Genomic DNA, 15,641 nt, shown 5'->3' with positions numbered 1-15,641 from the left:
GTGTTGACTCCTTAGAGCGTAGCTAAGACCTGCTCGATCCGTTGAACCAGTTCAGCGATCTTAAACGGTTGACCTTTCACCTTGGCGTAGGAGAGCGCGTCCACCAGGTAGCGAGCACGTATCAACAGGGCCAACTGACCATTATTCAACTCGGCCACCAGCACCTTTTTGAATCGTTGAAGAATGTCGCCCAGGTTTCGCGGAAACGGATTCAAGTAACGCAGATGGACGCTGGAGACAGCGGCGCCTTGCGCTCGCACACGCTCCACAGCCGAAGTAATCGCTCCGTAGGTGCCGCCCCAGCCAACGACCAGCAAGTCGCCTTCCGGCGCGCCCGTGACTTCCACTTCGGGAATATCTTGAGCAATACGCGCTACTTTTTCAGCGCGCAGGTTGGTCATCAGTTGATGGTTTTCCGGATCGTAACTGACATTGCCGGTCAGATGGTGCTTCTCGATGCCGCCAATGCGATGTTCCAGGCCTGGCGTGCCCGGAATGGCCCATGGCCGGGCCAACGTCGTCTCGTCGCGCAGGTAGGGATAGAAGCCTTCCGGATCAGTGCGAAACTTCACATCGAATTTGGGGAGGCTCTCAATTGAAGGAATTTTCCATGGCTCGGCGCCATTGGCCAGATACCCATCAGATAGGTAAATCACCGGCACCATGTATTTGGTGGCCAGACGGAACGCTTCAATCGCCATCGTGAAGCAATCGGCTGGGCTGGCCGGCGCCACGACAACAACAGGACTATCACTGTTACGTCCGAACATCGCTTGCAGTAAATCGGCCTGTTCCGTCTTGGTCGGCATGCCTGTGCTAGGGCCAGCGCGTTGCACGTCCACAATCACGAGCGGCAGTTCAGTCATCACGGCCAGATTGATCGCCTCCGACTTCAACGCCAAGCCGGGACCGCTTGTGCCGGTCAATCCCAGGTACCCGGCAAACGCTGCGCCAATTGCCGCGCACACGGCAGCGATTTCGTCTTCGGCCTGAAATGTTTTGACGCCGAAATTTTTGTGCATCGAAAGCTCGTGCAGAATATCGCTAGCCGGGGTGATCGGGTAGCTGGCGTAAAACAACGGGCGATTGGCCAATTGCGAGGCGGCAATAAAACCGATGGCCGTCGCTTCATTGCCGGTGACGTTACGATAGACGCCCGGCTCAATGGCTGCGCGCCGCACCCGATAATGCGTGGTGAACATCTCCGTCGCTTCGCCGTAGGCATAACCGGCTTTCACAGCCAGTGTGTTGGCCTGCGCGATAGCGGGATTCTTAGCGAACTTCGTTTGAATCCACTTGTAGGTTGTGTCCAGCGGACGATCATAAAGCCAGTACATCAATCCCAATGCAAAAAAATTCTTGCACCGCTCAGCTTGTTTATGAGGAATCTCCACATCCTTCAAGGCAGCCAGGGTGAGCGTCGTAATTGGGACTTTGTAAACGCGGTACTTGGCCAGACTGCCGTCTTCCAGTGGATTGGTTTTGTAGCCAGCTTTGAGCAAGTTGACTTCAGTGAAGCTATCGGTGTTGACCAACAAAATCCCGCCTTCAACTAGATCGGGCAGATTCACCTTCAAGGCTGCCGGGTTCATGGCGACCAGCACGTCGGGTTGGTCGCCCGGCGTGCGAATATCATGACGACTGAAATTCACCTGAAAGCTGCTGACGCCGGGCAGCGACCCAGCCGGCGCGCGAATCTCAGCCGGAAAATCAGGCAGCGTTGCCAAGTCGTTGCCGACCACTGCCGTCGTATTGGTGAATTGGGTTCCGGTCAACTGCATGCCATCGCCGGAATCCCCCGAAAATCGAATTGTCACCGAATCGAGTTCTTCGATCCGGTGCTCTAAAGGTAATACGGTTGCTGCTTCCATAATTGCTATTTGACTCCTCTAGCCCCTCAATGATCAGGATGTATGCCCGCCGTTGACGCTACCTCGTTGAACTAAGCCCCCTCAGGCGTGTTCAGGTGTTGGTGCACCCGCGGCGGAAGATTGAGCACCTCGGTAGGAAATTGCTCGGCAAGAAACTCTATGATGTGACGAACATCCAATAGCCCTTTCACACGTCCATAGCCATCCACCAACGGGATATGACGATAACCGCCTTCATGCATCAGCATGACCGCGTCGCTCAACGGATCATCCAGACTGAGTGTACGCGGCGCAGCCGTCATGAAATCGTCAATCGGCGCTGCCAGATCGCTCGCCGTGTTGATGACTTTGGTGAGCAAGTCCCGCTCGGTGAAGATGCCTCTGACGCGGTCCTGCTCGCAGACGAGAACGCAGGCCGCCCGCTGCGTTTTCATCACGTCAATAACCTGGCCAAGGCTTGTTCCAACCGAAACAGAGACCGGCGGCGCCAAATTGAGAGAACGAATCTTGGACTGTTTTAACTCGGCTTCAACAGACACACTCGATTGCCACTCCTTGATTTGAACTCGACGCCATCATGAGCGAGGAGCCATTTTACTGCAAAGGCCAAAGAGCGTAAAGCTCTGATTCAAGCCGGCCACGCAGCCACTTCAATGGCATCGAGCGCCACTCACAACAGATCGAGAACCAACTACCCAAGACCGCAAGCCGGCGGCATCGTCATCCTGCTGATTTGATCTGGAGCCGAGCCGAATCGCTCAGCGTTGATGCTGGCGCTGAAACTCAATCATGAACTGACGAAGCGCCTGTACACCTTCCAGCGGCATCGCGTTGTAGATCGAAGCGCGAAGGCCGCCAACGGAACGATGCCCCTTCAATTCAACCAGACCGCGCGCCTGAGCTTGTTGCAGGAATTCCTTTTCCAGTTGCTGATCGGCCATGCGCCAGGTCACGTTCATCAGTGAACGACTGCTGGGATGCGCATGCCCGCGATAGAACCCATCGCTGCTGTCAATCACCTCGTAAAGCTGCTGTGCCTTTTGCCGATTGCGCGCAGCCATCTTCTCCAACCCACCGATTTCATCGAGCAGCCATTGCGTCACCAACTTGTGAATGTAAATAGCAAAAACGGTTGGGGTATTATACACCGATTTATGCTTGGCAAGCAGACGATAATCGAGCATTGCGTGGAGGTCGTCCGGCACGCGATCCAGCATATCCTCGCGGATGATGACGATAGTCAAGCCGGCTGGGCCAGCGTTTTTCTGTGCGCCGGCATATACGAGCGCATACCGCTCAATCGCAATAGGCCGCGAGAGAAAATCAGATGAGCTATCACAGATCAACGGGAGATCGCCGACCTCTGGCTCTGAAGGAAACTGAACGCCCTGGATCGTTTCATTCGACGTGAAGTGGACATAGGCCGCGCGCGGGTTCAGATCAAGCTCAGCCGGCTGCGGTACGCGCGTGTAGTGATCGTCTTGGCCGTGCCAGGCTAGACGCACTGCGCCTTCCCGTTCAGCTTCGCGCAGCGCGCGTTCGCCCCATGAACCGGTCACGATGTAATCGGCTGACAGACCGGTTCCACGTAGAAAGTTGATCGCCACCATCGAGAATTGGAGGCTGGCTCCGCCTTGCAGAAACAAAATCTTATAGTGCTCAGGAATGTTGAGCAGCCGACGCAGATTTGCTTCGGCAGCTTGCAGCATGTCATCGAACCATGTGGAGCGATGACTGATTTCCAGAACCGATATGCCGACGCCGGGCAGCGCGAGCAGGTCCCGTTGAGCTTCTTCCAACACCGGCTGCGGCAACATCGCCGGACCAGCGGCAAAATTGTAGACACGCTTTTCCATCATCACGGTCTCCTTAATGACGAGACCGGCGACCCAAGCTTCCGGTCTTCGGTCGCCGGTCTGCCGTCTGATTCTACGTCACAACCCAATTTGGCTTCAACCATACGCAACGCGCCGGCTCGGCCACGGTCAAGCATCTGTCGGTTACACTCCGTCGTCACGCGATGATTGACAATCGGGATGAGGACCTGCCTGTAGTCCATTTTCATTGTTGGTAGCCTGCTCGGTCACCACGCGATGATTGACAACCGGCGTGAGAATCGTCAAAGATGAACAGCATGTCACAGCAACGAACGGTGACCTACCTCAAGGACCCGGCGTATTTCGAGGCGCTTGATCTGTCGGCAGAAAGCGTGTGGTGGCGCCGGCTGCCGCTTACATCATTTCGCATCGGCTCGGTGCTGATTCCCAGCCGCTATCTGCTGGCGCCGATGTGCCGCGTGACGAACCTCGCCTATCGTGTGATTGCGCAGGCTGAGGGCGCGGCGCTGATGTCAACAGAGATGCTCAGCAGCGTCGCCCTCAGTTATCAAACTGACATGAGCTTTCGCATGATGGAATTTCTGCCCGGCGAGCATCCGGTCATGGTGCAGATTAGCGGCACGGATGCGCCGGTCATGCTGCGTGCAGCTCAGATCATTGAAGAGTATGGCGCGACCATTCTCAATCTGAATTGTGGCTGCCCGGTGGCCAAAGTTGTCAAAGGCGGCAGTGGCGCGGCGCTGTTGAAGAACCCGCAGACGCTGCGTCATATTCTGAGGACTCTCCGTCCGCACGTGCGGATTCCGTTGACCGTGAAAATGCGCGCCGGCTGGGATGCCCAAAGCGTCAATGCCGTCGAGGTAGCGCGGCTCTGCGAAGACGAAGGCGTGGATGCCATCATGCTTCACCCGCGCACGCGCAAGCAAGGCTACGCAGGTCGAGCGGATTGGGAGTTGATCGCTCGCGTCAAGCAAGCTGTCAGCATTCCAGTCATCGGCAATGGCGATATTTTTTCGGCAACTGATGCGCATCGCATGCTGGAGCAAACCGGCTGCGATGCCGTCATGGTGGCGCGCGGCGCGATCGGTAATCCATGGATTTTTCGTCAATGCGTGCTGCGCGAGGCACAACAACTGAACCTCCCGGATGAGATTCGACAGACGCTGCCGCCGGCTCAACCGTCGCTTCTGGAACGGCAGGCTACGTTGCTGCGGCATTTTGAATTGTTCTGCGCTTATTCAGGCGAAGAGCGAGCAGTCATCGAAATTCGTAATCAGCTTGGCGGTTACGTCAAAGGGTTGCCCAACGCCGCTGCGTTTCGCGGGCGGATGCCTGAACTGACCACACGCCGACGATTTCTGGACCGTGTCCGCGAGTTTTTTGATGAAGCTGCTCAGCGGTTAGAAGCTGACACCAGTTTCGTGAGCCTTGCTGGCGAATCGGAGGACATCGCCGCCTCGTGCTGGGGCTAACGTGGGCGCGCCAGCTTGCAACAGGCTGGCTGTTCCTCAGTGTGCGAAGTCGCTCATGTTGCTGATAAGAAGTTGCATGTCACCGGCAGCGACGCGGGAGAGACGATGAAAATGGGTGACAGGTGGGAATGCATGTGCCACATTCTCTGAGGAATCCCCCCATGGGCTCTGCGCTCGCCACGAAGGATGAAAATGGCGAACAGGCGGGAACGCCTGTGCCACATTCTCTGAGAAACCGCCCGTGAGCTCCACGCACGCCACGAAGCATGAAAATGGTTTTTTTCCGAGGATTCACCTATGGCAACAGCACGCCACGAAGCATGAAAATAGTTATTTCTGAACGAGCGATCTCTGGACACGGCGTCGTTAGACGCCGCAAGGGGGTAGCCAGACGTGAAACGTCTGGGTCGGACGTCATCCCCAAATGCCCAAGGCGCCTTGGAGAGGCGCCAGCAGTGCTCCTATTGGGTCGTTCATGCAGGTGAACCGCTCGCCGGGAACAGCCATGTCTTGGCGCGTCTCCAACGCGCTACGATTGTTTGATCGGCTGTTCCAGACGTTGCACATCTGGCTACCTGCTGTTTGCGCCTCCGGCGCAAGCCGAGTTTTCACGTTTTTCGAGGAATCCCCCTTATGCTCCGCGCGCGCCACGAATGATGAAAATACAATTCGTTCGTGTGATGCGCGTGTTTCGTGGGCTATTTTCATAGGAATCGCTGACGAGCTGAGGCTCGCCACGAAGGATGAAAATGGCGAACAGGCGGGAACACCTGTGCCACATCGTTCAGCAGCAGCATCGCGCTGAGCTGCACGTTCACTCTTGTCGGCGCCCATGGGCCACGCACGACGTGTGATGTCTCGGTTTCTCTGGTTGACGACGGGCGCTTCAATGGATGCGTCAACTGGACGCTTGCCCTACGGCACTTAGGGCGGGTATAACTTCTGTCAATTTTCTCGCGCGAAGAGCCAACCAGCATGGCTGAAACATTGGCGTGATATGGTCGCCGTGAAACCAGGCTTGTTGGCTTTCAAGGACAGATGGCAGCGGTCAGGTTGCCGGTTTCAGATAAGGCGACTGATCGCTCTGACTGAAACAGTATCATGCAATGGCTTGACGATAACTCAAACAACGAGGTGAGACGATGGCACTGAAACATTTGCCTGCGAGTATTCGAGATGAAGCGCGGGCGTGGAATTTTCAACTGGGTATACCGGGATTCCGCTACGCCGACTTAAATCGCGTCCGGCGCATTGAAGCGTTGGATCGTGTCTTTCTCAGCGAATTGGGACGAATTGATCCGGCGCTGGCGGAAGACTTCATGCGGTATCGCGATTCAGGCGGCAAAGATCGTACACGGCTTGAGGAATCCGACCTGTTGATGCGAGTAGCTCCCTATGTCGGCGATTTCATTGCTCGCCTGTTTCACATTGAGGATGAATATCGCGCGCTGTGCGAACGGGTGCGAGCCGATCAGATTGTGTTCAAGTGGAAACGCCAGTTTCTCGACCGTCGTTTGCTGAAGGAGCCGCCGACGCCAGAGGCGTTATCTGAGATGGACCCGGTCGAATTGGAATTTGCCTACCGCGAGGTGGCCGATGCGTTGATCTCGGATGCTGCGTTGTTTGCCGATCCGGAGCGTGAGCTGGCTGTGGTCTATATGACGCTCCACCAGACGATTGAGCAAGCCACTGATGCGGAGACGCGAGCCACGGCGCAAGCCAATCTGGCCAAGGTGGAACAATGGATTCAAGCCTTGGCATTTCATCCGGCGCTGGCCGGGCGGCGAAAGCAGATGGCCAGTTTTCACCTACCACACAAAACGGACTTCAATGAATTGGTTGCACGCATTCATCCACGGCCTGATCTGCCGGAGTTTTTCATGGGACCGCCGGAGACACGGCGCTATCGTGATGGCTTTGATTTGACAGATCCGCGGTACACGCGGCGAGAAAATTTGCGCGAAGCGCACTATTGTTTGACGTGCCATCTGCGCGGCAAAGATTCGTGCAGCATCGGGCTGTTGAACAAAGATGGCTCCGTGCAACGCAACCCGCTGGGCATCGAGCTGGTCGGCTGTCCGCTGGACGAGAAAATCTCCGAGATGATCGCGCTCTTCCGCGACGGACACCTGATTGGAGCCTTGGCCGTCATCATGATTGACAATCCGCTGCTGGCCGGCACAGGTCATCGCATTTGTAATGACTGCATGAAATCGTGCATCTTTCAAAAGCAGGACCCTGTCAACATCCCGCAGATTGAAACGGGCATCCTCACCGAGGTGCTGCACCTGCCCTATGGATTTGAGATCGTCTCCCTGTTGACTCGATGGAATCCCTTGAACGCGCGCCGACCCTATCCGCTGCGCTACAACGGCAAAAACGTTCTGGTTGTTGGCATGGGGCCGGCCGGTTACACACTGGCCCACCATTTGCTCAACGAGGGGTTCGGCGTTGTTGGCATTGATGGCCTCAAGATCGAGCCGTTGGCTGTGCACCTGCGCGGGTCCAAGCGGCGCGTCCCGCGCCCGATTCGCGACGTGCGTGAAATCATGGGGCCGCTTTCGACGCGCCCCACAGTCGGATTCGGCGGTGTGGCTGAGTATGGCATCACGGTCCGCTGGGACAAGAATTTTCTCGACATCAATTACATCATCCTGATGCGACGCAAGAAGTTTCGACTGCTGGACGGTGTGCGATTCGGTGGCACGATCACGATTGAGGACGCATGGGAGCTGGGCTTTGATCACATCGCTATCGCCGCCGGCGCCGGACGACCGACCATCGTGCCGATGAAGAATAATCTGGCTCGCGGCGTGCGCATGGCCTCCGATTTTCTCATGGGTTTGCAAGGGCAGGGCGCCTATCGGAAAAATTCGCTGACCAACTTTCAGGTCGAGCTGCCGGCGGTGGTCATCGGCGGCGGTCTGACGGCGATTGATACGGCCACCGAACTGCAAGCCTACTACGTGACCCAGGTGGAGAAAACGCTGGAACGATTTGAGCGACTCAAGCAATTGATCGGTGAAGACGCCATCTGGGCTAAGCTCGACGAGGAGGAACAGCGAACCGTGCGCACCTGGTTAATGCATGGCCGCATGGTGCAGGCCGAACGAGCCGCCGCCGCTGCCGCAAATCGTCCGCCTGATTTTGCCCGGTTGGTGCGCTCCTGGGGCGGCGTCACCATTGTCTACCGAAGGCGCCTGCAAGACTCACCCGCCTATCGCCTCAACCATGAAGAGATCATCAAGTCGCTCGAGGAAGGCATTGGCTTTGTCGAGTGTATGAATCCGGTGGGATGCCTGCTGGATGAATACAACCATGTGCGAGCTGTTCAATTCACGCGCATGAAATTCGTAGATGGTCAGTTGAAAGATACCGGCGAGATTGTCGAATTTCCGGCCCGCGCCGTGATGGTGGCGGCCGGTACGAATCCCAACATTGTTTATGAGAAAGAGCATCCGGGTACATTCGTGATTGACGAGAAAAATAAGTGTTTCGCCATGCACCGTGTTGTGCGGGCGGCTGATGGTTCGCGTCACGTTGAGCGCGTGGGACCGGGGGAGGTCGGCTTCTTCACTTCGTATGAGCGCGATGGACGATTCATCACGTTTTACGGCGATGCACACCCGGTTTTTGCCGGCAGTGTCGTCAAAGCGATGGCGTCGGCTTATCACGGCTATCGGGAGATCGCCAAGCTGTTTGAAGAGGAAGTCGCAGCGCAGGACCTTGAGGAACAGCCCGAACGGGAAAATGCCTGGGTGCGCTTTGCTGAGGTGCTAGAAGATGGATTCCGCGCGCACGTGGTGGATGCCATTCGCTTGGCGGATCGCATTGTTGAAGTCATTGTGCGCGCGCCGATGGCAGCGCGGCATTTTCGTCCGGGTCAGTTCTATCGTCTGCAAAATTACGAGAGCACAGCCGAAGTGGTCGAAGGTATTCGCCTGACGATGGAGGGACTGGCGTTGACTGGCGCGTGGACAGACCCTGAGCGTGGATTGATTTCGCTCATCGTGTTAGAGATGGGTGGGTCGTCGCGCTTGTGCGCCATTCTTGAGCCTGGCGAAGAAGTCGTGCTGATGGGGCCGACCGGCACGGCGACGGAAATTCCTAATGGCGAAACCGTGCTGCTGGCCGGCGGCGGATTGGGGAATGCGGTGCTGTTTTCGATTGCCGCGGCGATGAAGCAGCGCGGTAACCGCGTCATCTACTTCGCCGGTTATAAGCGCCGCGCTGACCTGTTCAAGCGCCGGGCGATTGAAGATGCTTGCGACATCGTCGTCTGGAGCGTGGATGAAGGCGAGCCGATCCCGCCTCACCGACCGCAAGACCGAACCACTGTCGGCAATATCGTCCAGGCAATGGATCGGTATGCGCGCGGCGAGTTGGGACCCCAGCCCATCCGCTTGCAGGAGGTGGATCGGCTCATCTGCATCGGGTCTGATCGCATGATGAACGCTGTGCGCGAAGCCCGTCATACGGTGCTGCGCGACGTGTTGCACGAACGAGTAGCCATCGGTTCGATTAACTCGCCGATGCAATGCATGATGAAGGAAGTCTGCTCGCAATGTCTGCAACGACACGTAGACCCGCAAACCGGTCGTGAGACACTGGTGTTCAGTTGCTTCAATCAGGATCAGCCGCTTGACCATGTTGACTTCCGGTTCCTCAGCGAGCGATTGCGGCAGAACTCAGCAGCCGAGAAACTGACCTCGTTGTGGCTGGATCACCTGTTTGAGCAACGCGAAGTGCAGATGGTTTGAAGGAGGCCGTTCGCATGCGCGTCGCCGTATTCAGCACCAAGAGCTACGATCGCTTATTTTTGGAAACGGCCAATGAGCGACACCACCACGAGCTGGTCTTCTTTGACGCTCGGCTGAGTCAGGCAACAGCCGCGTTGGCCAAAGGCTTTCCAGCAGTGTGCATCTTTGTCAACGATCAACTGGACGCCGTCACACTGACGGCATTGGCGCAAGGCGGCACTCATCTGGTCGCTCTGCGCTGTGCCGGGTTCAATAATGTTGATCTGCGAGCGGCACAAGCCAATCACATCCGCGTTGTGCGGGTTCCGGCGTATTCGCCTCACGCCGTCGCTGAGCATACGGTCGCGCTGCTGCTCGCCCTCAACCGCAAAGTGCATCGGGCCTACAATCGGGTGCGCGAAGGCAATTTCGCGCTCGATGGCTTGCTCGGTTTTGACCTGTATGGTTTGACGGTGGGCATCATCGGAACGGGCAAAATTGGATTCGAGGTAGCCAAGATTATGAACGGCTTTGGCTGCTCGTTACTGGGTTACGACCTGACGCCTCACCCGGACAGTGAGCGGATTGGGCTGCGCTATGTCGAACTGGACGAGCTGCTGACATTGGCAGACATCATCACGCTGCATTGTCCGCTGACACCGCAGACGTACCACATGATTGACGCCAAGGCGATAGAGAAGATGAAGGCGGGCGTTGTCTTGCTCAATACAAGCCGCGGAGCGTTGATTGACACAACGGCTGTGATCGAAGGCCTCAAGTCAGGCAAAATTGGTTACCTCGGCCTGGATGTCTACGAGGAGGAGGAAGAACTGTTTTTCGAGGATTTGTCTAATGTTGTGCTCCAAGACGACGTGTTCGCGCGGCTCCTAACGTTTCCCAATGTGTTGATCACCGGGCATCAAGCTTTTTTCACCCGCAATGCGTTAGAAAGCATCGCTCAGACAACGCTGGCCAACATTACCGACATTGAGCAGCATGGTTACTGCGCAAATCAACTCACCCTCTGACAACAGCGGATAACGCCGTCGGTAAGACCAATGGATCACACAGATCAGAAACGGCGTCGGCATGCCGCTGGTTGCCATCGCTGATCACTTAACGTGCAGATAAGCGAACAAGGGACGAGAACATGACTGACGTATGGATTGCACTGGGCCTGACGGCGTTTGCCGGCATGAGCACCGCCATCGGCAGTGCCATCGCATTCACCGCCGAGCGCACGAATTACCGCCTCCTCTCGGTGGCCACAGGCTTCTCAGCAGGCGTCATGCTCTACGTATCGTTCGTGGAGATCTTCCATAAGGGCGTTGATGTGCTGAGCGCAGCCTATGGCGCATACTGGGGACAGTGGATTCATCTGGCTTCGTTTTTCGGCGGTCTCCTGCTGATTGGTATCGTGGACAATCTGATTCCAGCCGCTGAGAATCCGCATGAGGTCCACGCCCACGATGAGACCGCCCCACTGCATAGCGCATCAGCCCCGCTGCCGGACTTCGACACGATTGCCCAGCATCCAACGGAGTATTCGCTCTCCGGCTTGCACGATCATCGTCGCCATCGCCGAAAGCTCATGCGCATGGGAGTGTTCGCAGCGACGGCAATTGCTATTCACAATTTTCCCGAAGGCTTGGCTACCTTTGTGACAGCATTGCAAGACCCAAACGTCGGCGTCGCTATCGCCGTGGCGGTTGCGCTGCACAACATTCCTGAAGGAATCAGCGTGGCGGTGCCGATCTTCTATGCCACAGGAAACCGCGCGCGGGCATTCGTGTATTCCTGTCTGAGCGGTTTAGCTGAACCGCTAGGCGCTATCGTGGCCTATGTGATGCTGCGGTTGCTAACGGGTGGTGAAACGGGAGCCATCCCGAGCGAAGTCGTAGGTGTACTGTTCGGTGGCGTGGCCGGCATCATGGTCTACATCAGTTTGGATCAACTGCTGCCGACCAGCCGCGCCTACGGCAGGGGGCACGACAGCCTGCTCGGCCTCATGGCCGGTATGGGGGTCATGGCCATCAGTCTCTTGCTGATGAGCTAGTCTGCCGCGGCGCAGGCCATTGACAGCACAGCTTCACGACCGTTAACTGGCGCGGAATGCGGATTGAACTGGCGCGGAATGCGGATTGATAAGACGCAGAGCAAATGCCAAGTGAAGATCGCACAGTCCCGCTCAGTCAGTTCAGGTCTCGCCATGCTTTGGGGCTTCATGGACTGGTCTTTCCCTCTGTAAATGGTGTAAGCCAATCCAGGAGAATCAGCCATGAGTGATCCCACCTCACGAACGAATCGCCCGTGTGCGCCAGGCATAGCCGGGAGCGTCTGCCTCTGGCAGGCTCAACAGGTGCGGCTGAGGCGTGCGCTCCCAGGGCTTTTCGCGGACACACTTTTCACGCACGAGAAGCAGGGCCCGGCAAAGCCTTGAGCCTCTTGCACGGGCAAACTTCGCCTTGCTCTTTGCTATGAGCAGCAACTACACTGTGCGTGTCAGGAGATCAGACATGGCGTTTGAGGTGCATGATTATTACGACTTGGTTCGGCTATTGAGCGACCATCCGCAGTGGCGGGCCGAGTTGCGTCGGTTGCTATTGACCGATGAATTGCTCGAGCTGCCGGCGATCGTTCGTGAGCTGGCCCAAGCGCAACGAGCATTGGCCGAGGCGCAGCAGCGCACGGAGGAACGGCTGACCCGCGTGGAAGAGCAGATGGCAGCACTGGCTGAAGCGCAGCGAAGTCTGGCCGAAGCGCAACGCATGATGCTCGAAAGCCAGCAACGACTCGAACAAAGAATGGATCGGCTGGAAGGCCGGTTCGCTCGGCTGGAAGGCCGGGTGGGGAACCTGGAAGGCAGAGAGCTTGAGCGGAAGTACCGGGAGCGGGCGCAAGCCTACTTTGGCCGCTTAGTGCGGCGGCCGCGCGTGGTGGAGCTGCCGTCATTGCTCGATACGTTGGAGCGGCATCTGTCCAAGGATGAGATTTACGATGTGCTGTTGTTGGATTTGCTGCTGTGCGGGCCGGCGCAAGAGCAACCGGAGGGGCCAGAGCTGTGGTTGGCGGTGGAGATTTCCACGACGGTTGACGTGAACGATGTGGAGCGGGCGCGGCGGCGTGCTGAGTTGTTGCGCAAGGCCGGCTATCGAGCGATTCCCGTTGTGGCCGGCGAAACGACCACGGAAGGGGCTGAGGATGCGGCGCGTCGCCAGATGATCCCGTGGCTGCAAGATGGGAAAGTCTTTTTCTGGGAGGAAGGGGTCCACGCGTGGACAACTTTGTAGTCCCGTACCGTTAGCTCATGCAATGAGCCGACGGTTTTCTCGCGCGAGAGCAGTTCATGAATGAGTGTGCCCTGGGGGCGCACGATTCCGGCGTGCATGAGCCCGGAAGATGTGTGACCTCCAGCTTGAGGCAACGGAGACTTGCTCTGGGTGCGCGATCAGTTTTTAGTCGTTAGCTGTTTGCTTCAGTTCATGCAACGATTCTTGCCCATGCTCAGGAATCGCTTGCGCTTTCGCGGCAACTATCCTTGCACAGTGTTTCGTCGTGCCTGCGTAAAAGACGAACGGCGCGGGCCGGCCGATTCGTGTTGATCCGGAGCCGGACGGGACAAGGTTCACTCATCAATGCGCTCCATTGGCTGAACATGATAACCGTGAATTGTGAGAGCGCGGCAACAGATGGTAAATTTCTCCGTCCCGACATTCCTGGTTGACGAGGGCTCGATACGATCGTCGCGATGTGCAGTGCGTACTGGAATTGACATGGGCAAACAGCAACACTCACTCCGACAACCGCAACCATCTGTCGCTACATCCATCGCAGGGTGGCGACGGCTCGATACGATTGTCGTGGTGGTGATTGTTGCCGTGACCGTTGCTGTGTTCGCTAATACACTCAGAGGCCCGTTCATTTACGACGACACGATGCAGATTGCGCAGAACCAGCTCATTCAGCAGAACAAACACATTTGGACGGCGCTGACGTCCGACGTATGGGCGTTCAAAGGCGAGAAGGAAGAACCCTGGAGCAATTACTGGCGACCGATGTTTGTTGTGTGGCTCATGGTGAGTTATCGGCTGTTTGGGGTGGACAGCACGGTTGGCTGGCACGCAGGCAATATCCTGTTGCACGCGCTGGTGGCGACGCTGGCTTATGGCTGGCTCCGCTGGTTGAATCTGGCCTGGCCGCTGGCCTTTGCGATTGTTTTGATCTTCGTCGTGCATCCGGTGCAGGTTGAATCGGTGGCGTGGATTTCCGGCTCACCCAATATGCTGTCGGCTGCTGGTATGCTCGGCGCCTTATGGCTGGTCATCTCTGCTTGGCAGCGACCACGCCCGTGGAAACGGGGCGCAGCCGTGCTCTTGTTCGCGCTTGGAGTGATGGCCAAAGAGACGGTGAGCTTGTTTCCATTGCTCGTGCTGGTCACCATATTCGTTCTGGACCGCGCGCCGGGGGCGTCGTTCGCCTCACGCGCGGGGCGCGCTTTGCGCGAGGCACTGCCGTTTGTGCTGGTCACGGTGGCATTCTTCAGCGCTCGCTATTTCATCCTCGGACAATTCTTCGTTCATGCCCACGAGACCGAAGGCCCTGGCAACGTGCTGGCTACATTGCCATCAGTGCTGGCTTTTTATATTCGTCAAACGATTTTCCCCTACTGGATCGGTCCATCCTACGGTTTGCGCCCGATCACCTATGCGCAAGTTGATCTGATGAACGTGGGACTGCCGCTGGCGCTCATCATCATTATGGGCACACTTCTGGTGGCTGCGGCAGACCGCGATCCCGTGCGGCAAATCGGGCTGGCCTTCTTTCTAACTACATTCGCGCCGGCGTTGAACATCCGGGCATTCTATTTGGAAAATATCGTCCAAGACCGATATTTGTATCTGCCGCTGCTGGGTGTACTGACGGTCATCATCCCGGCAGCCGCCCGGTCGCTGTCGAAGCTCATTCCTATGTCGGCATGGCGAGCACAATGGGTGTGCCTGATGGTCGCTATGGCGGTATGCGTCCCGTTGACGCTGCAAACCGTGCGTTACAACCGCCTGTGGACGAACGAAGTGTCGCTATGGGAGCGGGGCGTTCAAACCAATGCCCATGGGGTGATCAGTTGGACCCAATACGGTTACGTTCTGCGCCGGGCCGGCCGCAATCAGGAGGCTAAAGCAGCGTTTGAGCGCGCGCTGGCCATTCGTTACCGGCCCAGTGCGATGATCAGTCTAGGCGTGATCGCAATGGAGGAAGGAAAAACTGTTCAAGCTGAACGCTACTTTCGGGAAGTCATCCGCCGGACACCGGACGTTGCTGCTGCCTACGATCAACTGATGGTTTGTTATCATCGTCAAGGCCGGCTTGAGGAGGCGGCCAACGTCATTCGTCAAGGCCGCGCAGCCATTCCTCAATATAAAGGACGCTTCACAGCCAATCTGGCCGTCATCCTGCACCAAGCCGGCAAAAAAGAAGAAGCGCTCGCCGAGCTGGAATCAATCCGCGAGTATGTTGAAGAAGAACATTGGTCGGATGCCCACCGGGCGCTGTTTTTGCTGGGCACACTTTATGAGGAAATGGGCCGTCCAGCAGATGCGCGCGCGGCGTTAGAAGAATACCTGCGAATCAGCAGCGGTTATCGCGACGGGCAAACACTTGTGAATCGCCGGAAGGCGGAGCAAACATTGGCCAAACTGCGAGGCTCATGAGCGCAAGGGGGCG

Annotated in this window: 10 protein-coding genes; 6 read left to right on the top strand and 4 right to left on the bottom strand. The window is 57.1% G+C overall.

Translation table 11 applies throughout. The features are described 5' to 3' along the window. Window positions 1–11: 11 nt before the first annotated feature. The 4 genes from NZ823_14255 to NZ823_14240 all read right to left on the bottom strand — a co-directional run bounded on the left by NZ823_14255 (window position 12) and on the right by NZ823_14240 (window position 3,936). A complete protein-coding gene (locus NZ823_14255; GenBank protein ID MCS6806289.1) occupies window positions 12–1,871 on the bottom strand; it encodes a 2-oxoacid:acceptor oxidoreductase subunit alpha in 1,860 nt (619 codons plus the stop codon). Between the two features lie 71 nt (window positions 1,872–1,942). Continuing rightward, on the bottom strand, window positions 1,943–2,410 hold the full coding sequence (locus tag NZ823_14250; protein ID MCS6806288.1) for a CBS domain-containing protein: 468 nt from the start codon (window positions 2,408–2,410) through the stop codon (window positions 1,943–1,945). Window positions 2,411–2,629: 219 nt separating this feature from the next. Then, a complete protein-coding gene (gene serC / locus NZ823_14245) occupies window positions 2,630–3,727 on the bottom strand; it encodes a 3-phosphoserine/phosphohydroxythreonine transaminase (protein ID MCS6806287.1) in 1,098 nt (365 codons plus the stop codon). A 2-nt stretch (window positions 3,728–3,729) separates the two neighbouring features. After that, entirely contained in the window at window positions 3,730–3,936 is a 207-nt protein-coding gene (locus NZ823_14240; protein ID MCS6806286.1) for a hypothetical protein, read from the bottom strand. A gap of 69 nt (window positions 3,937–4,005) precedes the next feature. On the opposite strand from NZ823_14240, the gene dusB reads away from it, so the two are divergent. From dusB to NZ823_14210, 6 genes are all read left to right on the top strand, one after another. Continuing rightward, window positions 4,006–5,181, top strand: a complete 1,176-nt coding sequence (dusB, locus tag NZ823_14235) for a tRNA dihydrouridine synthase DusB (GenBank protein ID MCS6806285.1) — start codon at window positions 4,006–4,008, stop codon at window positions 5,179–5,181. Window positions 5,182–6,323: 1,142 nt separating this feature from the next. Beyond that, entirely contained in the window at window positions 6,324–9,941 is a 3,618-nt protein-coding gene (locus NZ823_14230) for an FAD-dependent oxidoreductase (GenBank protein ID MCS6806284.1), read from the top strand. Window positions 9,942–9,955: 14 nt separating this feature from the next. Further along, window positions 9,956–10,948 (top strand): 2-hydroxyacid dehydrogenase, encoded by a 993-nt coding sequence (locus tag NZ823_14225; GenBank protein ID MCS6806283.1) that lies wholly within the window; start codon window positions 9,956–9,958, stop codon window positions 10,946–10,948. A gap of 122 nt (window positions 10,949–11,070) precedes the next feature. Beyond that, window positions 11,071–11,976, top strand: coding sequence for a zinc transporter ZupT (gene zupT / locus NZ823_14220; protein ID MCS6806282.1), 906 nt, complete (start codon window positions 11,071–11,073; stop codon window positions 11,974–11,976). 460 nt (window positions 11,977–12,436) lie between these two features. Continuing rightward, entirely contained in the window at window positions 12,437–13,210 is a 774-nt protein-coding gene (locus NZ823_14215; GenBank protein ID MCS6806281.1) for a hypothetical protein, read from the top strand. A gap of 483 nt (window positions 13,211–13,693) precedes the next feature. Next, a complete protein-coding gene (locus NZ823_14210) occupies window positions 13,694–15,628 on the top strand; it encodes a tetratricopeptide repeat protein (protein ID MCS6806280.1) in 1,935 nt (644 codons plus the stop codon). Window positions 15,629–15,641: the final 13 nt, after the last annotated feature.

This window comes from Blastocatellia bacterium (assembly GCA_025054955.1).
Taxonomy (GTDB): Bacteria; Acidobacteriota; Blastocatellia; order HR10; family J050; genus JANWZE01.
Note: the sequence above shows the minus strand (reverse complement) of the source record. Positions and strands in the feature narration are given on the sequence as shown.